General features: G+C 71.8%; 18 protein-coding genes and 3 pseudogenes. 9 read left to right on the plus strand and 12 right to left on the minus strand.

The genetic code is table 11. The features are described from left to right. Positions 1–47 precede the first annotated feature (47 nt). A complete protein-coding gene (locus EAO75_RS18300; RefSeq protein ID WP_147996154.1) occupies positions 48–788 on the minus strand; it encodes an SDR family oxidoreductase in 741 nt (246 codons plus the stop codon). Positions 789–842: 54 nt separating this feature from the next. Between EAO75_RS18300 and EAO75_RS18305 the strand changes: the two genes are divergently transcribed. From EAO75_RS18305 to EAO75_RS18325, 5 genes are read left to right on the plus strand one after another with little or no spacing between them, the layout of a single operon-like run. Then, positions 843–1601 carry an enoyl-CoA hydratase family protein gene (locus EAO75_RS18305; RefSeq protein WP_147996155.1) on the plus strand — a complete coding sequence of 253 codons (759 nt, stop codon included), beginning with the start codon at positions 843–845 and terminating at the stop codon, positions 1599–1601. Continuing rightward, positions 1602–2438: a CoA transferase subunit A gene (locus EAO75_RS18310; protein WP_147996156.1), complete on the plus strand. Its 837-nt coding sequence runs from the start codon at positions 1602–1604 to the stop codon at positions 2436–2438. Next, positions 2435–3148, plus strand: a complete 714-nt coding sequence (locus EAO75_RS18315; RefSeq protein ID WP_147996157.1) for a CoA-transferase subunit beta — start codon at positions 2435–2437, stop codon at positions 3146–3148. Before EAO75_RS18310 ends, EAO75_RS18315 begins: the two co-directional genes overlap by 4 nt. Continuing rightward, positions 3148–4212: an NAD(P)H-dependent flavin oxidoreductase gene (locus tag EAO75_RS18320; RefSeq protein ID WP_147996177.1), complete on the plus strand. Its 1065-nt coding sequence runs from the start codon at positions 3148–3150 to the stop codon at positions 4210–4212. Before EAO75_RS18315 ends, EAO75_RS18320 begins: the two co-directional genes overlap by 1 nt. After that, positions 4209–4850 (plus strand): SIMPL domain-containing protein, encoded by a 642-nt coding sequence (locus EAO75_RS18325; RefSeq protein ID WP_147996158.1) that lies wholly within the window; start codon positions 4209–4211, stop codon positions 4848–4850. Before EAO75_RS18320 ends, EAO75_RS18325 begins: the two co-directional genes overlap by 4 nt. Before the next feature lie 2 nt (positions 4851–4852). Here EAO75_RS18325 and EAO75_RS18330 read toward each other — a convergent pair whose 3' ends face one another. Genes EAO75_RS18330 through EAO75_RS18340 form a run of 3 tightly spaced genes read right to left on the minus strand, consistent with a single transcriptional unit; the run spans position 4853 to position 7449 of the window. Further along, positions 4853–6010 (minus strand): acetyl-CoA C-acetyltransferase, encoded by a 1158-nt coding sequence (locus EAO75_RS18330; RefSeq protein WP_147996159.1) that lies wholly within the window; start codon positions 6008–6010, stop codon positions 4853–4855. A 26-nt stretch (positions 6011–6036) separates the two neighbouring features. Then, positions 6037–6648 carry a TetR/AcrR family transcriptional regulator gene (locus EAO75_RS18335; RefSeq protein ID WP_147996160.1) on the minus strand — a complete coding sequence of 204 codons (612 nt, stop codon included), beginning with the start codon at positions 6646–6648 and terminating at the stop codon, positions 6037–6039. Positions 6649–6663: 15 nt separating this feature from the next. Continuing rightward, complete coding sequence (locus tag EAO75_RS18340; protein WP_147996161.1) at positions 6664–7449, minus strand: SDR family oxidoreductase; 786 nt, start codon at positions 7447–7449, stop codon at positions 6664–6666. Positions 7450–7518: 69 nt separating this feature from the next. Here EAO75_RS18340 and EAO75_RS18345 point away from each other — a divergent pair, with 69 nt between their 5' ends. Both EAO75_RS18345 and EAO75_RS18350 read left to right on the plus strand, forming a co-directional pair. Then, positions 7519–8658 (plus strand): acyl-CoA dehydrogenase family protein, encoded by a 1140-nt coding sequence (locus EAO75_RS18345; protein ID WP_147996162.1) that lies wholly within the window; start codon positions 7519–7521, stop codon positions 8656–8658. Further along, positions 8658–9137 (plus strand): annotated as a pseudogene (locus EAO75_RS18350) (acyl-CoA dehydrogenase family protein); the annotation flags it as partial. The gene EAO75_RS18345 and the pseudogene EAO75_RS18350, both read left to right, overlap by 1 nt. Positions 9138–9281: 144 nt before the next feature. Here EAO75_RS18350 and EAO75_RS18355 read toward each other — a convergent pair. Beyond that, a pseudogene (locus tag EAO75_RS18355) lies at positions 9282–9641 on the minus strand (LysE family translocator); the annotation flags it as partial. 125 nt (positions 9642–9766) lie between these two features. Here EAO75_RS18355 and EAO75_RS18360 point away from each other — a divergent pair. After that, positions 9767–10675, plus strand: a complete 909-nt coding sequence (locus tag EAO75_RS18360) for a LysR family transcriptional regulator (protein WP_147996163.1) — start codon at positions 9767–9769, stop codon at positions 10673–10675. Between the two features lie 184 nt (positions 10676–10859). Here EAO75_RS18360 and EAO75_RS45925 read toward each other — a convergent pair whose 3' ends face one another. From EAO75_RS45925 to EAO75_RS48615, 4 genes are all read right to left on the minus strand, one after another. After that, a complete protein-coding gene (locus tag EAO75_RS45925) occupies positions 10860–12368 on the minus strand; it encodes a hypothetical protein (RefSeq protein ID WP_222723970.1) in 1509 nt (502 codons plus the stop codon). Positions 12369–12470: 102 nt separating this feature from the next. Continuing rightward, positions 12471–13172, minus strand: coding sequence for a LuxR C-terminal-related transcriptional regulator (locus tag EAO75_RS18370; RefSeq protein ID WP_147996164.1), 702 nt, complete (start codon positions 13170–13172; stop codon positions 12471–12473). Between the two features lie 171 nt (positions 13173–13343). After that, the gene (locus EAO75_RS18375) at positions 13344–14261 is read right to left on the minus strand and encodes an amidohydrolase family protein (protein ID WP_147996165.1); all 918 of its coding nucleotides are present in this window, start codon (positions 14259–14261) and stop codon (positions 13344–13346) included. 2 nt (positions 14262–14263) lie between these two features. Continuing rightward, the gene (locus tag EAO75_RS48615) at positions 14264–14563 is read right to left on the minus strand and encodes a helix-turn-helix domain-containing protein (RefSeq protein WP_410092431.1); all 300 of its coding nucleotides are present in this window, start codon (positions 14561–14563) and stop codon (positions 14264–14266) included. A 127-nt stretch (positions 14564–14690) separates the two neighbouring features. On the opposite strand from EAO75_RS48615, the gene EAO75_RS45935 reads away from it, so the two are divergent. Then, positions 14691–14867 (plus strand): hypothetical protein, encoded by a 177-nt coding sequence (locus EAO75_RS45935; RefSeq protein WP_187284499.1) that lies wholly within the window; start codon positions 14691–14693, stop codon positions 14865–14867. Positions 14868–14881: 14 nt separating this feature from the next. Here EAO75_RS45935 and EAO75_RS18385 read toward each other — a convergent pair whose 3' ends face one another. The 3 genes and pseudogenes from EAO75_RS18385 to EAO75_RS18395 form a co-directional block, all read right to left on the minus strand. Continuing rightward, a complete protein-coding gene (locus EAO75_RS18385) occupies positions 14882–15637 on the minus strand; it encodes a thioesterase II family protein (protein WP_147996166.1) in 756 nt (251 codons plus the stop codon). A gap of 76 nt (positions 15638–15713) precedes the next feature. Further along, positions 15714–22250: pseudogene (locus EAO75_RS18390) on the minus strand (thioester reductase domain-containing protein); the annotation flags it as partial. Between the two features lie 154 nt (positions 22251–22404). Further along, positions 22405–23053 (minus strand): phosphopantetheine-binding protein (locus tag EAO75_RS18395; RefSeq protein WP_222723971.1); only part of this gene is annotated, 649 nt, incomplete at its 5' end.

Genomic DNA, 23053 nt, shown 5'->3' on the forward strand with positions numbered 1-23053 from the left:
CCGCCCCGGTGACGACGACGACCCGCCCTTCACACATCCGGCTCATGTCAGGCCTCCTTGTTGACCGTTGCGGCGTCCAGGAACGCGGGCCGCTCGCCCCCGCCGTGCACATGCAGGCTCGCCCCGCTGATGTAGGCGGCGGCGTCGGAGGCGAGGAAGACGGCTGCCGCGCCGACGTCGGCCGGTTCGGCGAGGCGGCCGAGCGGGACCGTGCGGGAGACGCCGGCCATGCCGTCCTCGCCGCCGTAGTGGAGGTGGGTCAGCTCGGTGCGGACCATGCCGACGACGAGCGTGTTGACGCGGACGTGCGGCGCCCACTCCACCGCCATCGAGCGGGCCAGGTTGTCCAGCCCGGCCTTGGCCGCCCCGTACGCCGCCGATCCGGGCGAGGGACGGCCGCCGCTGACGCTCCCGATCATCACGATGGAACCCCGCGACCGCGTCAGGTGCTCGTACGCGGCCAGGGACGCCGTCAGCGGGGCGACGAGGTTCAGCTCGATGACACGCGCGTGGCGCTCGGCATCCGCGTCCGTCAGCCTTCGGTACGGCGTACCACCCGCGTTGTTGACGAGGACGTCCACGCGGGGCAGGGCGGCGAAGAAGGCCCGTACGGCGGCCGCATCGCGCAGGTCGAGCGGTCTGAACTCGACGCCCGCCAAAGGGACTTCGGGCGGCCTGCGCGCGCAGACCACGACCTTCGCACCCGCCTCGACGAAGGCCCTCGCCACCCCGGCGCCGACGCCGCGCGTACCGCCCGTGACGACAACTACCTTCCCGTCCAGCCCCATTCGCGGCTACCCTTCACCTAACAAACGTTTGGTGGAAAGGTAGCTGATGCGGCCATGGGTGTCTCCACCTCGTCCCCGGAAAACGGGCCCGAAAAAAACGGAATCGCCGTCGTCACGGTCGACTTCCCACCGGTGAACGCGCTGCCGGTGACCGGCTGGTTCGCGCTGGCCGACGCGGTGCGGGCGGCGGGCCGCGATCCGGAGATCCGGTGTGTGGTGATCGCGGCGGAGGGCCGCGGGTTCAACGCGGGCGTGGACATCAAGGAGCTGCAGCGCGGCGGGCAGGACGCGCTGATCGGCGTCAACCACGCCTGCGCGGAAGCCTTCGCCGCGGTCTACGACTGCGAGGTGCCGGTCGTCGCCGCGGTGCACGGCTTCTGTCTGGGCGGCGGCATCGGACTGGTGGGCAACGCGGACGCGATCGTGGCGAGCGAGGACGCCACCTTCGGGCTGCCCGAGCTGGACCGGGGAGCATTGGGCGCAGCCACCCATCTGGCCCGGCTGGTGCCCCAGCACCTGATGCGCGCCCTGTACTACACCTCGCGTACGGCGACCGCGGCCGAGCTGCACACGCACGGCTCGGTGTGGCGGGTGCTGCCGCGCGAGGAACTGCGCGCCGGCGCCCTGGAGTTGGCGCGCGAGATCGCCGCGAAGGACGGGCAGTTGCTGCGTCTGGCCAAGGCCGCGATCAACGGCATCGACCCGGTCGACGTCCGCCGCAGCTACCGCTTCGAGCAGGGCTTCACGTTCGAGGCGGGCCTCAGCGGGGTGGCCGACCGGGTCCGGGACGGCTTCGGAAGGGACGGTGGCTGAGTGAGCGACAAGACGACGACCACGGACGAGGTGGTGGCCGGGCTGCACAGCGGCATGACCCTGGGCATCGGCGGCTGGGGCTCACGCCGCAAACCGATGGCCCTGGTGCGGGCCCTGCTGCGCTCCGACGTCACCGACCTCACGATCGTCTCGTACGGCGGCCCGGACGTCGGCATGCTGGCCGCCGCGGGACGGATCCGCAAGCTGGTCGCCCCCTTCGTCACCCTCGACTCGATCCCGCTGGAGCCGCACTACCGCGCGGCCCGTGAGCGCGGCGCCTTCGAGCTGATGGAGATCGACGAGGCGATGTTCATGTGGGGGCTGCGCGCCGCCGCGAACCGGCTGCCGTTCCTGCCGGTGCGGGCCGGGATCGGCTCGGACGTCATGCGGGTCAACCCCGGCCTGCGGACGGTGACTTCGCCGTACGACGACGGCGAGACGTTCGTCGCGATGCCGGCCCTGCGCCTGGACGCGGCCCTGGTGCACGTCAACCGGGCCGACCGGCTGGGCAACGGACAGTATCTGGGCCCGGACCCGTACTTCGACGACCTGTTCTGCGAGGCGGCCGACAGCGCGTACATGTCCTGTGAGCGGATCGTCGACACGGCCGAGCTGACGAAGGACGCCGCGGCGCAGACCCTGCTGGTCAAGCGGCATGTGGTGACGGGGGTCGTGGAGGCGCCGAACGGCGCGCACTTCACGTCCTGCGCCCCCGACTACGGCCGGGACGAGGCGTTCCAGAAGCGATACGCGACGACGCCCTGGCCTCAGTTCGCGGCTCGCTACCTCTCCGGGGACGAGCAGGAGTACCGGTCGGCGGCCCGGGAGGACTCATGACCACACGTGCCGAGTACTGCGTGATCGCCTGCGCCGAGGCCTGGCGGGGCGGCGGCGAGATCCTGGCGAGCCCGATGGGGCTGATCCCCTCCGTGGGCGCACGGCTGGCGCGGCTCACCTTCGCGCCGGACCTGCTGCTGACCGACGGCGAGGCGACGATCGTCCGCCCGGACGGCACGGCCGAGGGCTGGCTGCCGTACCGGCAACACCTGACGCTCGTCACCGGTGGCCGGCGGCACGTGATGATGGGCGCGAGCCAGATAGACCGGTACGGCAACCAGAACATCTCCTGCATCGGCGACTGGGAGCGGCCGAAGCGGCAGCTGCTGGGGGTGCGGGGAGCGCCGGTCAACACGCTCAACAATCCGACCAGTTACTGGATCCCCAGGCACTCCCGGCGGGTGTTCGTGGAGAAGGTCGACATGGTGTGCGGGGTCGGATACGACCACGCGGGCGACGCCCGTTACCACCGGATCCCCCGTGTCGTCTCCGACCTGGGCGTCTTCGACTTCGCCACGCCGGACCACGCGATGCGGCTCGTCTCGCTCCACCCGGGCGTCACCCTGGACCAGGTCAGGGAGGCGACCTCCTTCGACCTGACCGTCCCGGACGACGTACCGCCGACCCGCGAGCCCACCGCCGAGGAGCTACGGCTCATCCGCGAGGTGATCGACCCGGAGAACACCCGCGCCAGGGAGGTCGGTGCGTGATGGAGACACCGCTGACCCGGCTGGTCGGGGTCCGCCACCCGATCGTGCAGACGGGGATGGGCTGGGTCGCGGGCCCCCGGCTGGTCTCGGCGACGGCGAACGCGGGCGCGCTGGGCATCCTGGCCTCCGCGACGATGACCGTCGACCGGCTGCGGGAGGCGATACGGGAGGTCAAGTCCCGTACGGACGCGCCGTTCGGCGTGAATCTGCGGGCGGACGCCTCGGACGCCGGTGACCGGGTCCGCGTCATGATCGAGGAGGGGGTGCGCGTCGCCTCCTTCGCCCTGGCGCCGTCGCGTGAGCTGATCGCCGAGCTCAAGGACGCGGGCGTGGTCGTCGTCCCCTCGATCGGCACCCGGCGGCACGCCGAGAAGGTCGCGGCGTGGGGCGCGGACGCGGTGATCGTGCAGGGCGGGGAGGGCGGCGGGCACACCGGCGAGGTGGCGACGACGGTGCTGTTGCCGCAGGTCGTCGACGCCGTGGAGATACCGGTGGTGGCGGCGGGCGGCTTCTTCGACGGGCGGGGACTGGTCGCGGCGCTGGCCTACGGCGCGGCCGGTGTCGCCATGGGCACCCGGTTCCTGCTGACGTCGGACTCGACGGTGCCGGACGCGGTGAAGGCGCGGTATCTGGCGGCGACGGTGCGGGACGTCACGGTCACTCGGGCGGTCGACGGGTTGCCCCACCGGATGCTGCGCACCGAGCTGGTGGCCGAGTTGGAGCACGCGGGCCGCACGAGCGCACTGCTGCATGCCCTGCGGCGGGCGGCCGGTTTCCGGCGGCTCTCGGGACTGACCTGGCGGCAACTGGTCCGCGACGGCCTCTCCCTGCGGCACGGCAAGGACCTCACCTGGAGCCAGGTCCTGCTCGCCGCCAACACCCCGATGCTGCTCAAGTCGGCCATGGTGGACGGCCGTACGGATCTGGGGGTGATGGCATCCGGGCAGGTCGCCGGGGTGATCGACGACCTGCCGTCGTGCGCGGAACTGGTGGAGCGGATCATGGCCGAGGCCGCGCAGACCATGAGCGGGCTGTCAGTGGGCGGTGCTTCAATGCCCGCATGACGGAGACGATCAACGAGCCCTGGGGGCTCAGCGTTTTTGGTGCGGGCAGTGTGCGGGCCGAGCCCCAGCTGGTGCGGGTGAAGCTGGGCGTGGAGGTGCTGGAGCCCGCCCCCGACCGGGCGTTCCAGGAGGCCGGCACGGCGGTGACAAGGCTGCGCGAGGTGCTGCGCCGGCACGGGATACCGGACTCCTCGGTCTCCCGCTCCCGGCTGAGGCTCAGCTCGGAGTACGGCCATGCGGACGGCGCGCGGAAGTTCCTCGGGTACCTGTGCCAGGCCCAGTACGTCGTCGAGACCGAGGCGCTGGACGACCTCCAGCAGCTCATCGTGGAAGCGGTGGAGGCCGGCGCCCGCAGCATCGACAGCGTCGAGTTCGACGTACACGACAAGCCCGCGCTGCGGGACGAGGCGCGCCGCCGGGCGGTGGCGGCCGCCCGGCGCAAGGCCGAGGTCTACACGGAGGCCGCCGGCGTGCCTCTCGGCACGGTGGTGCACATCCAGGACGTGGACTCCGAGTCGTACCAGTTCCGCCAGTACCGCGGGCACGGCGGCGGTGGCGGCAGCTCCGCGGGCGACCTCGCGCCGGGGATGGTGGAGGTGTCCGCGGGTGTGGTGCTGGGCTTCTCACTCGGCCGCTGACGTCACAGCCGCTCGATGATCGTCACGTTGGCCTGTCCCCCGCCCTCGCACATCGTCTGAAGCCCGAACCTGCCGCCCGTGCGCTCCAGTTCGTGCAGCAGGGTCGTCATCAGCTTCACGCCGGTCGCGCCCAGTGGATGACCGAGGGCGATCGCGCCCCCGTTGACGTTGACCTTGTCGGGGTCGGCGCCGGTCTCCTTCAGCCAGGCCAGGACGACCGGCGCGAAGGCCTCGTTGATCTCGACGAGGTCGATGTCGGCGATCGACAGGCCGGTCTTCTTCAGGGCGTGGGCGGTCGCGGGGATCGGGGCGGTGAGCATGCGGATGGGATCCTCACCGCGCACCGAGAGGTGGTGCACCCGGGCCCGGGGCGTGAGCCCATGCTCGCGCACCGCCCGCTCCGAGGCCAGCAGCATCGCCGCCGCGCCGTCGGAGACCTGCGAGGAACAGGCCGCCGTGATCGTGCCGCCGTCGATGACCGGCTTCAGCCCGGCCATCTTCTCCAGGGAGGTGTCCCGACGCGGCCCCTCGTCGACGGCTACCTGGCCGTACGCCACGGTCTCCCGCTCGAAGCGGCCCTCGTCGATCGCCCGCAGGGCCCGTCGGTGCGAGCGCAGGGCGAACTCCTCCTGGTCCTGCCGGCTGATGCCCCACTTGGCGGCGATCATCTCGGCGCCGGCGAACTGGTTGACCGGCTTCTTCCCGTACCGCGCCTGCCAGCCCTCGCTGCCCGCGAAGGGGCCGGCGGTCAGCCCGAGCGGCTCGGCGGCCTGCCGGGTGGCGAAGGCGATGGGGATCATCGACATGTTCTGCACACCGCCGGCGACCACCAGGTCCTGGGTGCCGGACAGCACGCCCTGCGCGGCGAAGTGCACGGCCTGCTGCGAGGATCCGCACTGGCGGTCCACGGTCACGCCCGGCACCTCCTCGGGCAGCCCGGCCGCCAGCCAGCAGGTCCGCGCGATGTCCCCGGCCTGTGGCCCGACGGCGTCCAGACAGCCGAACACGACGTCCTCGACGGCGGCCGGGTCCACGCCCGCGCGCTGCACGAGCGCCTTCAGCACATGCGCGCCCAGGTCGGCCGGATGGACCCCGCTGAGCCCTCCTCCGCGCCGCCCGACGGGCGTCCGGACCGCTTCGACGATGTAGGCCTCGGCCATGGCAACTCCCCAGTGGGAACAGTGGGTTATGTGCGTACGGCGATCCCGTCCAGCACCATCGACAGGTACTGCCGGGCGATCTCCTCGGGGCTGTGCTGTCCGCCGGGCCGGTACCAGGACGCGGCGACCCACACCGTGTCGCGCACGAACCGGTAGGTGAGCCGGACGTCGAGGTCGGACCGGAAGATGTCCGCCGCGACCCCGCGCTCCAGCGTGGACAGCCACGCCTTCTCGAACTTGCGCTGCGACTCGGCGAGGAACGCGAACCGCTCCTGCGCGACGAGCTGTCTGTTCTCCTTCTGGTAGATCGCGACGGCGGCCCGGTGCCGGTCGATCTCCCGGAACGACTCGGTGACGAGCGCCTCCAGCGTCTCGCGCGGGCCCAGCCCGGCCTCCAGGACGGCGTCGTAGCCGCTCCACAGCTCGTCGAGGAAGGTCCGCAGGATCTCTTCGAGCATCGACTCCTTGGAGTCGAAGTGGTAGTAGAGGCTGCCCGCGAGCATGCCCGCGTGGTCGGCGATCTTGCGTACGGTGGTGGCGTTGTAGCCCTGCTCGGCGAAGACCTCGGCGGCTGTTTCGAGGAGTTCGCGACGCCGGACGGCCGCGGCGGTCACCTGGGGCTTCTTCTTGGTCGGCACGGGTCCATTGTCGTCCTAGCTGTGCTGGCTGCTGACGGGGACGATCTCTCCCGTCATGTAGGAGGAGTAGTCCGAGGCCAGGAAGACGATCACGTTGGCCACCTCCCAGGGCTCGGCGTACCGCCCGAAGGCCTCGCGTGCGGTGAGCTCCTCCAGCAGTTCGGGGGTGGTCACCTTCGCCAGGTGCGGGTGCATGGCGAGGCTCGGCGACACCGCGTTGACCCGCACCCCGTACTCGGCCGCCTCGATCGCCGCGCACCGGGTCAGCGCCATCACGCCCGCCTTCGCGGCCGCGTAGTGCGCCTGTCCGGCCTGGGCGCGCCAGCCGACGACGGAGGCGTTGTTGACGATCACGCCGCCGCCGGTGTCCCGCATGTGGCGCAGGGCGGCCCGGGTGCATCTGAAGGTCCCGTTCAGGGTCACGTCGAGGACCCTCGACCACTGCTCGTCGGTCATGTCGGCGAGGGGTGAAGTCCCGCCGAGACCGGCGTTGTTGACGACGACGTCGAGCCGGCCGTGCTCCTGTACGGCCGTGTCGAACAGCGCGCGCACCTGCGTCTCGTCGGTGACGTCGCACACCGCGGAGCTCACCGCGCCCTCGAACTCCCGGGCCAGCTCCGCCTCGTGCTCCTTGAGCCGCCGCGCGTGCGCGTCGCTGATCAGCACGCGCGCGCCCTCTTCGAGGAAGCGGCGCGCGGTCGCCCCGCCGATGCCCGCACCGGCCGCCGCGGTGATGACGGCCGTGCGCCCGCGGAGCAGTCCGTGCCCGGGAACGTACGTCGGCGCCTCGACGTTTGTCATAGCAGCACGCTAACCTACCAAACACTTGTTAGGGAAGACTCGCAGGGTCCGTAAGGAGGGAGCGCGACCGTGGATCTCACCCACTCCACCGCCGACGAGGCGTTCCGCGCCGAGGCCCGCGCCTGGCTGCGCGCGCATGTGCCGCCCGATCCGCTGCCCTCCCTGGAGACCGAGGAGGGCTTCGCGGCGCACCGCGCGTGGGAGGCCGAACTGGCCGCGGATCGCTGGTCGGTGGTGAACTGGCCGACGGCGTACGGCGGCCGGGACGCCACACTGCTGCGGTGGCTGCTGTTCGAGGAGGAGTACTACGCGGCGGATGCACCGGGCCGCGTCGGTCAGAACGGCGTGAACCTCCTGGCCCCGACCCTCTTCGACCACGGCACCGACGAGCAGCGAGCCCGGGTGCTGCCGTCCATGGCCACCGGCGAGGTGATCTGGGCACAGGCCTGGTCGGAGCCGGAGGCGGGCTCTGATCTGGCCTCACTCAGGTCGAGGGCCGTGCGCACGGACGGCGGCTGGCTGCTGTCCGGCCAGAAGACCTGGTCCTCGCGCGCCGCCTTCGCCGACCGCGCGTTCGGCCTGTTCCGCACCGACCCGGACACCCCGAAGCCCCACCAGGGCCTCACCTACCTGATGTTCGACCTGCGCTCCCCCGGTGTCACGGTCCGCCCCATCGCCCGCCTCGACGGCAAGCCCGCCTTCGCCGAGCTGTTCCTGGACGAGGTGTTCGTGCCGGACGAGGACGTGATCGGCGAGCCCGGCCAGGGCTGGAGGATCGCGATGTCGACGGCGGGCAACGAACGCGGTCTGATGCTGCGCTCCCCCGGCCGCTTCCTCGCGAGCGCCGACCGTCTGCACCGCCTCTGGCAGGACCGGGGCAGCCCGGCGAGTGCGCGCGATCGCGTGGCCGACGCCCTCGTCGGCGCCCGTGCCTATCAGCTCTTCACCTACGCCGCCGCCTCCCGCTTCCTCGACGGCGAGTCGATCGGCCCGGAGTCCAGCCTGAACAAGGTCTTCTGGTCGGAGTACGACATCGCCCTGCACGAGACGGCCCTCGACCTCCTCGGCGCCGAGGGCGAGCGGGCCGACACCGACTGGTCCGAGCGCTATGTCTTCTCCCTGGCCGGCCCCATCTATGCCGGGACGAACGAGATCCAGCGCGACATCATCGCCGAACGACTGCTCGGCCTGCCGAAGGGGCGACGCTGATGAGGTTCCTCCTCGACGCCGAACAGCGTGCGTTCGCCGACTCGCTGGACGCGATGCTGACGGCGGCGGACACGCCCTCGGTCGTACGGGACTGGAGCCGGGGCGAGCATGCGAGCGGGCGCGCGCTGTGGTCCCGTATCGCCGAGGCGGGGGTGTTCGCACTGGCCGTCCCCGAGACCTACGAGGGACTGGGCCCCCGGCCGCTCGAACTCGCCGTCGGCTTCATGGAGTTGGGGCGGCACGCGGTTCCGGGACCTCTGGTGGAGACGGTCACGGCGGCAGCCCTGCTCGCCGCGCTGGCGGACCCCGGCCCGGCGAAGCGGCTCCTGCCCGCGCTGGCGTCCGGGGAGGCGATGGCGACGCTGGCGTGGACGACGCCGTACGCCCTCGACGGTGACGCGGCCACCACCCACCTCGCGCTCACTGCCGACGGTCTGCGCATCTCCCCAGGTCCCGGCCCGGTGCGCCACACCCTGGAACTCGGCGTCTTCATCCCCTTCTCGCTCTTCCCGCTGATCCTGCTCGCGCTCGGCCTGTATCCCTTCATCGAGGCGTGGATGCCCGGTGTAGAAGACGGCGATCTTCGGGTTGAGGGCGTTGCTGATCAGACCGGTGCGCCAGGGGCCCACGGCGGGGGAGGCGTCCCCGGAAGCGGTGAGTGGGGTGGGTGCGGTCCGGCGGTTCTGCCACAGCGCCTGTCCGCCCAGGAACACCAGGTAGGCGGCGCCCAGGAGCTTGACGGCCAGGTAGGCCGGGGGCGAGGCGGCCAACACGGCGGAGAGCCCGGCCACGGTCAGCACGCCCCAGACCAGCAACCCGGCCGCGATCCCGCCCACGGTACGGAGCGCGTCCCCGGGGCCGGCCGCGAGGGCGCGCCGCGTCACCACCGCCATGTCGGGTCCGGGGGTGATGGTGAGCAGCGCGAGGACGCCGAGGGCGGTCGCGAGGTGGGTCAGCATGCGGTCAGCGTCCGATGACCTCATACGATCGGTCCAGCGAACGTTTTCGACCTATGGTCGTCAAAGAAGCCGACCATTCACAGCTCGGGTCGGACGAGGCCGAAGTGAGCCGAGAAGAGCCGCAGAGGCCCGAGGGGAGCGTTCCGCCGATGTTCGATCTGCACCGACTGCGCCTGCTGCGCGAACTCAAGCACCGCGGCACCCTCGCGGCGGTCGCCGCAGCCCTGTCCTACGCGCCGTCCTCCGTCTCCCAGCAGCTCTCCCAGCTGGAGGCCGAGGCCGGCGTCCGGCTGCTGGAACCCGTCGGGCGACGCGTACGGCTGACCGAACAGGCCGAGATCCTCGTCGCCCACACGGAAGCGGTCCTCGAAAGGCTGGAGCGCGCGGAAGCGGACATCGCCGCCTCCCTGACCGACCTCACCGGCACCCTGCGCATCGCTTCGTTCCAGACCGCCGCCCTGGCCCTCGTCCCGACCGCGCTCGACCTGCTGCGCGAGCGCCACCCGCATCTGCGCGTCCATGTCACCCAGTTGGAACCGGAGAAGGCCCTGCCCGCCCTTCAGGCCCGCGACTTCGACCTGGTCATCGCCGAGGAGTACCCCGGCAACCCCAACCCACGGCCCGCCGAGCTCGAACAGGCGGACCTGCTCGACGACCCCCTGCACCTCGCCCTGCCCGCACACGCCGACAGCCCGGACACCGACGGTCCGACCGCGACGCTGCGCTCACTCGCGGACCATCCCTGGGTGATGGAACCCGAAGGCACGGCCGCCCGCCACTGGGCCCTGACCCTGTGCCGCAACGCCGGCTTCGAACCCGACGTACGGTTCGAGACGACCGACCTGCTGCTCCACCTCCGCCTCGTCGAGCGGGGGCTCGCGGCGGCCTTCCTCCCCGACCTCGTCTGGAGCGGACAGCCCGCGACGCCGGCCCTGCGGCGCCTTCCTCGCGGGCAGCGCGCCCGCCGCGTCTTCACCGTCGTACGCCGCGGACGTGGCGGACACCCCGCGATCCTCGCCTGCCGGGACGCACTCCACCGGACGATCGAGCCGCACTAGGCCGTACTACGGCCCGTCGGAAGTGGCTGGTGCAGGCGCCGGTGTAGGGCGAGGGGCGGCAGCGGCAGCGGGCCCGCACACGTTCGCACCGCAGTGGCGCGCGCCACGACAGCGGAGTGCCGGGCCCGGATCAACCGGGCCCGGCACTCCCATGGCGGCACCGGACAGGATCAGCTGCTCCTGGTTACCACTGGTCCTTCTCCTGGTGCTTGGTGTGAGTGGGCTTGGACGGGTAGTCAGGCTTGTCGGGGTGAGAGGGCTTTGACGGGTGGTCAGGCTTGTCGGGGTGAGAGGGCTTGGACGGGTGGTCGGGCTTGTCGGGGTGAGAGGGCTTCGACGGGTAGTCAGGCTTGTCGGGATGAGAGGGCTTCGCCGGGTGGGCTGGCTTTGACGGGTAGTCAGGCTTCGCAGGATGCGCGGGCTTTGACGGGTAGTCGGGCTTGTCGGGGTGGGCCGGCTTCGCCGGGTACTCCGGCTTCATCGGCTTGGCCGGATAGGCGGGCTTGGCCGGGTAGTCGGGCTTTGAGGGGTGGGCGGGCTTGGCCGGGTACTCGGGCTTGGCCGGCTTTTCGGGGTAAGCGGGCTTGGCGGGGTACTCCGGCTTTGCCGGCTTGGCCGGATAGGCGGGCTTCGCCGGGTACTCGGGCTTGGCCGGCTTCGCGGGGTAAGCGGGCTTGGCGGGGTACTCCGGCTTGGCCGGCTTCGCCGGATAGGCGGGCTTCGCCGGGTACTCGGGCTTGGCCGGCTTCGCGGGGTAAGCGGGCTTGGCCGGGTACTCCGGCTTTGCCGGCTTCGCCGGGTACGCAGGCTTGCTGGGGTACTCGGGCTTCGCCGGGTACTCCGGCTTGACCGGCTTCGCCGGATAGGCGGGCTTCGTCGGGTACTCGGGCTTGGCGGGGTACTCCGGCTTCACCGGCTTCGCCGGATAGACAGGCTTGGCGGGGTACTCGGGCTTGGCCGGGTATTCAGGCTTCACGGGCTTGGCCGGATACACGGGCTTAGCCGGGTATTCAGGCTTCACCGGCTTGCTCGGATAGACGGGCTTGGCCGGGTACACAGGCTTCGCGGGGTATTCAGGCTTGACCGGCTTGGCCGGATACTCAGGCTTGGCCGGGTAGGCGGGCTTCACGGGCTTGGCCGGATACTCAGGCTTCGCGGGCTTCTCCGGATAGGCAGGCTTCACCGGGTGCGCCGGGTACTCGGGCTTCGCCGGCTTGGCCGGGTAAACGGGCTTCGCTGGGTGCACCGGATACGCCGGCTTCACGGGGTGCTCCGGCTTGGCAGGATGCTCCGGCTTCGCGGGGTACGCAGGCTTCGCCGGGTAGACCGGCTTCCCGGGGTGTTCCGGCTTCCCCGGGTATGCCGGCTTCCCCGGGTGTTCCGGCTTCGCCGGGTATGCCGGCTTCCCGGGGTGTTCCGGCTTCGCCGGGTATGCCGGCTTCCCCGGGTGCCCCGGCTTCGCCGGATACGCCGGCTTCGGCGCATGAGCCGGGTGGACCGGCTTGCTCGGGTACGGCGGGTGGGGTGTCGTGTGGTCCTCGGCGTAGGCGGTGCCCCCGCTCGCCAGGGCGGCTGCGGCGAGCGCGGCGGCCAGGGCGGTCGGCGTCAGAACAGATCGCCATCTCGGCGATTTCCTATTCATTCCACTCTCCTCGACTTGGTTCAGGGCCTCGTGACGGTTGGTCAGCACCAAGAGCCGGACAGTGAAATGAATAGGAAATCGGCTGATATGAATAACGCTCGGGCGGCGAGAAGCCACCGGATGGTGTAGCGCAGGAGGCCAGTTGGCCCGGCGTCAGGCGGCGGGTCGCACGAGACCGGACTCGTACGCGAACGTCACCGCCTGGACCCGGGCCCGGGCGCCGATCTTGGTCAGGATGTTGCTCACATGCGTCTTGACCGTGGTCGGCGCGATGGACAGCCGCTCGGCGATCTCGGCGTTGGACCAGCCGGAGGCGACGGCGACGAGGACGTCCCGCTCGCGTCCGGTGAGGGCGTCGAGTCCGGAGGTGCCCGGCAGGGTGCGGGCGGTGCGCTGTTCGCGGACGGCGTCGATGAGCGCGCGGGTCAGCGTCGGGGTGACGACGGCGTCCCCGGCGGCCACGACCCGGACCGCCGAGGCGAGCTCGTCGGGGGCGGCGTCCTCGAGGAGGAACCCGTCGGCACCGGCGCGCAGGGCGGCGTAGGCGTAATCCTCGTGGCCGGCGGGGGTGAGTACGAGGACGCGGGGGGTGTGCGTGTCCGTGTCGGAGGGGTCGACGGGGCGCGGGAACCGGTCCCGGCGTACCAGGCGTCGCACGGTCTCCAGGGCGTCGCTCGCCCCGGACGGGCGTCCGGCCACCAGGACGACGTCGGGACGGAGCGTGGCGCTCAGCAGGACCGCCTCGGCCTGGCTCGTCGCCTCCCCGACGACGTTCAGATCCGGCTCGGCGCCGAGGAGCATACGCAGGGCGAGGCGCTGGAGAGACTGGTCGTTGACCACGAGTACGGAGACCATGCCTGTCTTCTTCCTGGTGGAGGCGGGTGGTGGCCTGCCAAGCAGAACGAAACGGTTTCGTTCACCACGCTAGCGTAGCTCTTGTAAAGGCGGAGTAGGTGCTCGGTCAGGACTTCGCCCGGACCGGCCCTGTCCGGTGACGATCACGGCAGAACGCGGCCGCGGCCCGCGTCACAGCCCGAACAAGCGCGCCCCGTTGTCGTGGCAGACGCCCCGTAGCCACGCGTCCCCGAGCTCCAGACGCTCCAGGGCCGTCAGCTGGTGGAGGTACGGATACGGGATGTTGGGAAAGTCGCTGCCGAGCAGGATGCGGTCGCCGAGCGCCGCCAGCCTGGGCAGTGCCCGCCGCGGGAACGGCGCCATGCGTTCGCTGAAGTCGGTGAACGCCATCGTCGTGTCGAGGCGCACCTCCTCGTACCGCTCGGCGAGGTCGAGGAAGTCCTCGTACTCGGGCAGCCCCATGTGCGCGACGATCAGCCGCAGCCGGGGATGCCGGGCGAGCACGCGCCCCACCGGCCCGGGGCCGGTGTACTTGCCCGGCATGGGGCCGGAGCCGCAGTGGATCACCACGGGCGTCCCGGCCTCGGCCAGCAGTCCCCAGGTGGCGTCGAGGAGTTCGTCGGCCGGGTCGTACGCCCCCACCTGCACATGCGCCTTGAAGACGCGCGTACCCGCCTCGACCGCCTCGCGGACGTAGGACTCGACTCCCGCCTCCGGGAAGAAGGTCGAGGTGTGCAGGCAGTCCGGGGTGCGGCCGGCGAAGTCGGCGGCCCAGCCGTTGAGCCACTCGGCCATGTCCGCCTTGTGCGGGTAGAGCATCGACGTGAAGGCGCGCACGCCCAGGTCCCGGATCACGGCGACCCGTTCGGCCTCCTCGGCGCGGTAGGTGATGGGCCACTCGACGCCGCCGGTCAGCGGGCCGAGCGAGTCGAAGTAGCCCCAGACCTTGCGCAGCACGCTCTCGGGCATGAAGTGGGTGTGCACATCGACCAGCCCCGGCAGCCCCAGCCGCTGCCAGAACCGTCGGACCTCGACCGCTTCGTCGTCCGTCGTGGTCGCCGCGTGCGTGCTCGTCGGCCCGTCGTTCACAGTCAGTCCCGTCGCTTGAAGATCATGTACAGCCCGACCCGGATGACCTCCGTCAGGGCGGGAGAGTTCATGCCGTGGTAGAGGCCGGGGGCGGACACGCTGGACGCCGCAGGGCGCCGGCGGAGCGGCGCGGTGACTCCGATGAGGTCCTGCAGGTGCGCGCGCTCCGCGGCGTCGAGTCCGAGGGCACAGCCGAGTGCTTCGACAACGACGGGTGAGGGCGTGATGCGCCGGCCCTGTTCGTGGCAGGCGTAGTTGTCGGTGGACCCTCCGGCGAGCCGAGCGACTTCCTCCCGGCGCAACCCGGCACCCGGCGCATGCGGCCGTCCGGGGGCAGGCCGGCCTGTGCGGGATCCCCCTGGCCGCGGGCCCGTTTCAGGAAGCCGGCCAGTTCACGGTTGGTGTCAGCCACACGGACCAGTGTTGCTGATGCCGGGCGTCCATGACTGGGCGAGCGGGCTCGTCGACGGTGCGGACTTCCTCGACGCGTCGGCGGTGGACGCCGTCTTCGAGTACTTCATCTCCGTTCCCGGCTTCCCACGGCGTGTCGTCGACCGGGAAGCCGCGTCCGCGTTCCCGGTGGCGTGGCGACCGCCCCCTCCCTGACGCCCGGCATCGCCTCAGACCGCTGCGGGCTGCCCCAGTACGGACCGCACCGCCGCCGCCACCGAAGGCAGGCGCGCGTCGAGATAGAAGTGGCCGCCCTCGAAGGTGAGCACCTCGCCGGGCCTTGTCGAGTGGGCCAGCCACCCGCCGGCGTCCTCGACGGTGACAATGGGGTCGGACGAGCCGACCATGACGGTCAGCGGGATGTCCAACGGCGGACCGGGCAGCCAGCGGTAGGAACCCAGGGCGCCGTAGTCCGCCCGGAGGGTGGGCAGCACCATCTCCAGCACCTCCGGGTCGTCCAGCACACGACCGTTCGTGCCGTTCAGGCGGCGTATCTCGCCGATCAGCGCCGCGTCGCCGGAGAGCCGGTCGGTGGCCCGGGGCGTGCGGCTCGGCGCGCCACGCCCGGAGAGGATCAGGGACTGCGTCGTGGGCAGGTCGAACTCGGCGAGGATCCGGGCTGTCTCGTACGCGACGACCGCGCCCATGCTGTGCCCGAAGAAGGCGTACGGGCGCTGCGGGAGGCGCGTCAGCTCCTCCGCGACGGCACGCGCCAGGTGGGTCAGGGAGGTCAGGGCCGGCTCCGCACGGCGGTCCTGGCGGCCGGGGTACTGCACGGCCACGACGTCGATGTCGGGCGCCAGGGCGCGGGACAGGCCCAGGTAGGCGCTGGCCGCCCCGCCGGCGTGCGGGAAGCAGATCAGCGTGAGTTCGCCTTCTGCGGTGCTGTCGAACCGCCGGAACCAGCGGTTCTGCGTTGCGGACATGGGGGTCCAATCCACGGCCGCGGCCGCCTCGTGGAGAGGCGGACGCGGCCGTTCGTCGTCTGTGGGGGTGGGAGGGTCAGGAAGCGGGCCGCGCGTCCTCGTTCACCGGCGGCAGGAAACCGGCCTCCTGGAAGAAGGCGACGTACCGCCGGAACAGCTCCGGCTCCATCTCGGGGCACTCCACTCCCGAGCCGGCCAGGGCCAGTTCGGCCACGCTCGTATCCACCGGTGGATAGAAGGTGCCCTCGCTCTTCGCCATCATTTCGAACGCTTCCAGCAGCGGAAGCATGACGTTGTCGGGGTCCGACCTCACGAGTGTGCTCCACGCGTCCCACTCGACTTCCTTCAGCGGGTAACCCGTCATCCTCAGCTCGGTAATGAAGTCGGCGAACGTCATGTGACTCTGGTTGTAGAGATGGAAGGTGCCCGAGCCGGTCCCGGTCGACGTGGACAGGGCGACCACGGCGGAGCTGACATAGTCCACCGGGGTCAGGGGGACCGCGGCGGCCAGCCCGGCCGGGTACGCGCCCGCCCGGATCAGACCGCGCAGGCTCAGCCAGACGAAGTCACGCATCTGGCAGGCCCCGTTGACCTGGTCGCCGGAGACGACGTCCACGCGGTACACCGACACCGGCAGCCCCCGGTCGCGAGCGATGCCGACGACCTGCTCGGCCACCCACTTGCTGCGCAGATAACCGCTGGGCAGCGCCTCGGCGGGGCCGGTGGGGTCGTCCACGCCCAGCGGGCTGTTCTGCGCCCGCTCGGTGGCGAAGACCCCCGTCGTGGACAGGTAGTGGACCGGAACGGTGCGGTGGCGCGCGGCGAGCCGCAGGACCTCCCGCGTGCCGCCCACGTTGGCCGCCTTCAGCGAGCTGAACGGGTGCAGCCAGTGGACCTTCGCGCCGCCGTGGTAGACCACGTCGACCCGGCGGGCGAGGTTGTCGAACTCCTCCTCGCTCAGCCCGAACCGCGGCTCGGCGAGGTCCCCGACGACGATCTCCAGGCGGGCCGGGTCCACCTCGTCCCACACGCGGTAGTACTCCAGGTTCTCCCGCAGCCGCCGCAGCCCGTCCGCCGCGTCCCGCGCGCGGACCAGGCAGTGCAGCGTGGCCCGCGTTCCCCGCAGCAGGTCGCGCAGCAGGAACGCGCCGAGGAACCCGGTCGCGCCGGTCAGGAAGACCTCCGCCGGGTCGTCGACCTGCCGCAGCACCTCGTCGGCGGGCCGGATCGCCTCGTCCAGCACGATCTCCGCCGCGTACTCCCGCGCCGGGGCGGCCGCCGCGGTCCCGCCCCCGTCACCGTCCGGCCCGCCCACCAGGGCGTCCCGCAGGAACTCCGCCAGCCTCCGGGGCGTCGGATGGTCGAAGACCAGCGTGGCGGGCAGCCGCAGACCCAGCTCGGCGGCGAGGCGGTTGCGCAGCTCCACCGACGTCAGCGAGTCGAACCCGAGCCCCGTGAAGGGCTGTTCACTCCCGAAGGACGACGGGTCGCCGTGCCCGAGGACCGCTGCCGCCCCCTCCAGCACCGCCTCCACGACAAGGGCGAGCTGCGTGGACGCGTCGGCGCCGGCCAGCCGCTGCGCCAGCTCACCTACGGTGCGACCGGAGTTGTTGGCGACGCGCCGCACCGGCCTGCGCACCAAGGACGCCAGCAGTGCGGGCACCTGCGCGGGACGCTCACGCATCGCGGCGACGTCCAGCGGGGTGACGACCGGCGCGGGGTGCGGCAGGGCCAGGACGCGGTCCAGCAGACGGGGCCCCTGCTCCACCGTGATCGCCCCGAAGCCAGCCCGGGTGATGCGGGCGATGTCCGCCTCGTCGAGGTCGCCGGTGATGCCGGACGGCTGGGCCCACAGACCCCAGGCGACCGAGGTGGCGGGCAGCCCCTGCGCCGCGCGCAGCGAGGCCAGGCCGTCCAGGAAGGCGTTGGCGGCTGCGTAGTTGCCCTGGCCGGCGCCGCCGATCACGCCCGCGATCGACGAGAACAGGACGAACGCGGACAGGTTCAGGTTCCGGGTCAGCTCGTGCAGGTACCAGGCCGTGTCCGCCTTGGGCGCGAGGACGGCGTCCAGGCGCTCCGGGGTCAGATCGGTGACCAGGCCGTCGTCGATGACGCCGGCGAGGTGGACGACGCCCGTCAGCGGCAGCCCGGCGGGCACCGCGTCGAGGACGCCGGCCAGCGCGGCGGGGTCCGCGGTGTCGGCGGCGACGATCGTGCTGGCGGCTCCCAGCCCGGCCAGTTCCGCCCGCAGCGCCTCGGCGCCCGGCGCGTTCGGGCCCCGGCGACTGACCAGCAGCAGGTGCCGTACACCGTGCTCGCGTGCCAGATGACGGGCGAACAGGGCGCCCAGGCTTCCGGTGCCACCGGTGACGAGCACTGTGCCGTCGGGATTCCAGGAGCCGGAGCGAGTGGCGCCGTCCGCGGTCCGCGGGGCGCGCGACACGCCGGGCAGCAGGACCTGGCCGCCGCGGATCGCGGCCTGCGCCGCACCGGAGGCGACCACCGAGGACAGCGGGTCCGTGAGGGCGTGGGCATCGTCGCTGTCCACGTCCACCAGGACCACGCGGCCCGGCGACTCCGACTGCGCCGAGCGCAGCAGACCCCAGGCGGCCGCGCCCACCGGATCGACCGCCGGCTCACCGCCGGTGGCCACCGCGTTCCTGGTCACCACGACCAGCGGAACGGTCCCGGCCCGGTCTTCGGCCAGCCACCGCTGGACCAGGTCGAGCATGGCACGGGTGCGCGCGTGCAGGGCGGCCACGACGTCGCCTCCCGGCACGCCCGGGCCGGGCTCGCGGAACACGACCGCGTCGATCTCACCGCGCTCCGCGAGCGCGGCGGCCTCGGCGACGGTGGTACCGCTGCCGTTCGCACCGAGGAAGGCGAACGAGGGTGACTCGTCCGGGGCGGGCAGCGCGGCCGTCCGCCAGTCCACGAGGAACAGGTTGTCGGCATCCCGGACCAGGGCGTCGCGCACCAGCCCGGCGTCCAGCGGTCGGGACGTGACCCCTCGCGCGACCGCCACGGCCTGGCCGGCGCGGTCGGCGAGCCGCACGGCGACCGTGTCCTGTCCCGTCGGGACCAGATGGGCGCGCACCGCGGTGGCGCCCGTCGCGAACAGCTGGAAGCCGCTCCACTCGACGGCGAGCGTCCCCTCGTCCCCCGCCGCGTCCGCACCGGTCGCGGCAGCGCGCAGCGCCGAGTTCAGCAGCGCCGGGTGCAGGCCGAAGTCCGCGGCCTCACCGTGCAGCGCCTCGTCCAGGACGACGTCGGCGAACACCTCGTCACCGAGCCGCCACACGCCGGTGATGCCGCGTGCCGCGTCGCGCTCGCCCAAGGGGACCGCGGTGGCCTCGGCGGGCGGCCAGGTGACCGGACCGAAGGGCGCCTTGGCGAGGCCGGGGGCCAGCTGCCCCGTCGCCCACAGCGTCCACGGCAGGTCGGCGCCCTCGGGCCGGGCGTGCAGCGTGAAGGACCTCGCCGGAGTGGCACCCGGCTCCTCGACGGACAGCTGGAGCACCAGTCGCCCGTCCTCGGGCAGAGCCGGCGGGGTGTGCAGGACCAGCGACTGAACGGCACTAGCGCCCAGTTCGTCCCCGACCCGCACCAGGGCGTCCACCAGGGCCTCCGGCGGCACCGCGGGCGCACCGTGCAGCAAGTGCCGGGCCGGCCACGGGTGGCTGCGCGCCGAGACCCGGCCGGTGAGCAGCACGCCCGCACCGTCCGCGCGTTCCACCCTGGCCCCGAAGACGGGGTGACCGCCGAGTTCCAGGCCGAGACCGGCGGCGTCCGAGGCACCGGCAGCGGACTTGATCCAGTAGTACTGGTGCTGGAAGGCGTAGGTCGGCAGCGGGGGGATGGCGGCCCGGCGGGTGCCGGTGCCGCTGTCAGTGCCGGTGCTGGTGTCGGTTCCGGTGTCGGCGAAGAGCCGCGCCCAGTCCACGCGCACGCCATGGGCGTGCAGGGCGCCGACGGCCTGGACGACGGTGTCCGCCTCGTCGTGGTCCCGCCGCAGCGGGGTGGCCGTGACGACCTCGTCGAGGGTGTTACGGGCCAGCGTGGTCAGGACGCTGTCGGGGCCGATCTCGACGTAGGCGGTGGTCCCTGAGCCGTGAAGCGTGGTGACCGCGTCGGTGAAGCGGACTGCGCCGCGGATCTGCTGGGTCCAGTAGTGGGGTGAGGTGAGTTGCTCGGTGGTGGCGGGTTCGCCGGTGAGGGTGGAGARGAGGGGGATGCGGGMCGGGTGGTAGGTGACGGTGGCCGCGGTCTTCTGGAAGGCGTCGAGYARGCCGTCCATGTGGGGGGAGTGGAAGGCGTGGGAGACGGTGAGGCGGGTTGCCCTGCGCCCGCGRTCACGCCACAGGGCGATRTGGCGCTCGACTGTGTCGGCGTCMCCCGAGATGACGGTGGACGTCGGTGAGTTCAGGGCGGCGACGGCGATCGCGCCGTCCTCGGCGGCGATCGCCTTGGKGACCTCTTCCTCGTCGGCCTGCAAGGCGGCCATGGCGCCGCCGGGGGGTGCGGACTGCATGAGGCGTCCGCGGGCCGCGACGAGTTTGGCTGCGTCTTGGAGGGAGAGGACGCCGGCGATGTGGGCGGCGGTGAGTTCGCCGATGGAGTGGCCGGCGACGTAGTCGGGGGTTATGCCCCAGGTCTGRAGGAGGRGGGAGAGGGCRACRTCGARGGCGAASAGGGCGGGTTGGGTGTARTGGGTCTGGTCGATCAGTGAGGCGTCGGCTGTTTCCTGGGCGAACAGGATGTCGCGCAGGGGCACGTCGAGCAGTCCGTCGAAGGCCGTGAAGACCTCGTCGAGGGCGTCGGCGAACACGGGGTGAGATGCGTACAGTTCGCGGCCCATGCCGATGCGCTGGGCGCCTTGGCCGGTGAACAGGAAGGCGGTACGGCGTCCTGTCGTCGCTTCGCCGGTGATCACGTTCGCCGAGTCGGTTCCCTCGGCGAGGGCGGTCAGGCCCTGGATCAGGTCGTCGGTGCTGGTGCCGGTGACGACGGCGCGGTGGTCGAAGGCGGCGCGTTCGGTGGCGAGGGCGTGGCCGATGTCGGTGAGGGGGCGGTCGGGGTGCTGTTGGACGTAGGTCAGTAGTCGGTTGGCCTGGTCGCGGACGGCCTGCTCGGTCTTGCCGGACAGGACCCACGGCACGACGGGGACGGAGGCGGATGCCCCGGGACCGTTCTCCCCGCCGTTCCCCTCGCCGTTCTCCGTGCCGTTCTCCGTGCCGTTCTCCTCCCTGACCGGAGGCTCCTCGATGACCACGTGGGCGTTGGTCCCCCCGAAACCGAAGGACGAGATGCCTGCCCGGCGTGGCCGTCCCTCGATCTCGGGCCAGTTGCGGGCTTCGGTGAGCAGTTCCACCGCGCCCGCGTCCCAGTCGATGTGGCTGGAGGGCTTGTCGGCGTGGAGGGTCTTGGGCAGGACGCCGTGACGCATGGCCTCGATCATCTTGATGACGCCGCCGACACCCGCGGCCGCCTGCGCGTGACCGATGTTGGACTTGAGGGAGCCGAGGTAGAGCGGGGCACCGTCGGGGCGGTCCTGGCCGTAGGTGGCGAGGAGTGCCTGGGCTTCGATGGGGTCGCCGAGGCGCGTGCCGGTGCCGTGCGCTTCGACTGCGTCCACGTCGGCGGCGTCGAGCCCGGCGTTCGCCAGCGCGGCACGGATCACCCGCTCCTGCGACGGCCCGTTCGGCGCCGTCAGTCCGTTGCTGGCGCCGTCCTGGTTGACGGCGGTGCCCCGGACGAGCGCGAGCACACGATGGCCGTTCCTCACGGCGTCCGACAGCCGCTCCACCACCAGCAGTCCGACGCCCTCCGACCAGCCGGTGCCGTCCGCGTCGTCGGAGAACGACCTGCAGCGGCCGTCCACCGACAGACCGCGCAGCCGGGAGAACTCGATGAACGCCGTCGGCGTCGACATGACCGCCGCACCGCCGGCGAGGGCGAGATCGCACTCGCCGTTGCGCAGGGCGCTCGCGGCCATGTGCATCGCGACCAGCGACGACGAGCAGGCCGTGTCGACCGTGACGGCCGGGCCCTCGAACCCGAAGGTGTACGACATACGGCCCGACGCCACACTGCCCGCGCTACCGCTGAACAGATAGCCCTCGTTGCCGTCGGCGGGCAGGTCGGGACGAGAGCCGTAGTCGTTGTACATCACGCCGGTGAAGACACCGGTGCGGCTGCCGCGCAGCGTGGCCGGGACGACACCGGCGCTCTCCAATGCCTCCCACGCGGTCTCCAGCAGCAGACGCTGCTGCGGGTCGATCGCGGTGGCCTCGCGCGGCGACATGCCGAAGAACTCGGGGTCGAACAGGTCGGCCTCGTGCAGGAAGCCGCCCTCACGGGTGTACGAGGTCCCCGTGTGGTCCGGGTCGGAGTCGTACAGGTTCTCCAGGTCCCAGCCCCGGTTGGACGGAAACTGACTGATGGCGTCCGTGCCGCTCGCCACGAGCTGCCACAGGTCCTCCGGAGAGGACACCCCGCCCGGATAGCGGCACGCCATGCCGACGATCGCGATCGGCTCCTGTGCCTTGTCCTCCACCTCACGCAAACGCCTGCGCGCATCGCGTGCGTCGGCGATCGCCTTCTTGAGGTAGTCACGGAGTTCCTGCTCGTTCGCCACTGCTGTCAGCTCCCCGAAATGATGTGGCTCGTACGGTGAAGAAAAGTTGGTGGTGTCGACGCGGCGCCGCGCGCCCGTCGCCTCCCCGGAGCCGGCCCTTCGGCGGCTCCGGGGAGGCGAGTTCCGCAGCTCAGTCCAGTTCGTCGATCAGCGCGAACAGCTCCGCGTCGCTCGCGGCGTCCAGATCGCTGTCGTCCGGTTCCGCGTCGTCCGGCGTCCTGCCGCTCGCCTCGTCCGCCACGACCAGCAGTTCTCGCAACTGCTCGGCGAGACTCTCGTAACCGGCCGGATCGGCGGCGGCCGACCTGATGACCGCCTTCAGACGGCCCAGCTCCTTGACGACCGTGTCGGCCGGCGACACCTTCTCCACCTTGATCTGCTCCCGCAGATACAGCGCGAGGGCGGTGGGGTTGGGGTGGTCGAAGACGAGGGTGGTGGGGAGTCGTAGYCCGGTGGTGTTGTTGAGRTGGTTGCGGAGTTCGACGGCGGTGAGGGAGTCGAATCCGAGGTCRTGGAAGGCGCGTTCGGCGCCGATGGTGGTGGGGTCGGAGTGGCCGAGGACTGCGGCGACTTGGGCGCGGACGAGATCGATCAGSGCCTGCGACCGCTGGTCGTTGGACAGGCCCTCAAGCTGCCGCACCGGCGACGAGGCAGTGCCTCCCCGCGCGCCGCTCGCGCGCCGCCGCCCCTCCGGCACGAGCCCCCGCAGCAGCGGGGAGAGCGTTTCGCGCTGGTTCCGCAGGGTTGTGGGGTTGAGGTGGGTGGCGGCGAGGAGGGGG

Origin of the sequence: Streptomyces sp. UW30, from assembly GCF_008042075.1 — a bacterium.
GTDB lineage: Bacteria > Actinomycetota > Actinomycetes > Streptomycetales > Streptomycetaceae > Streptomyces.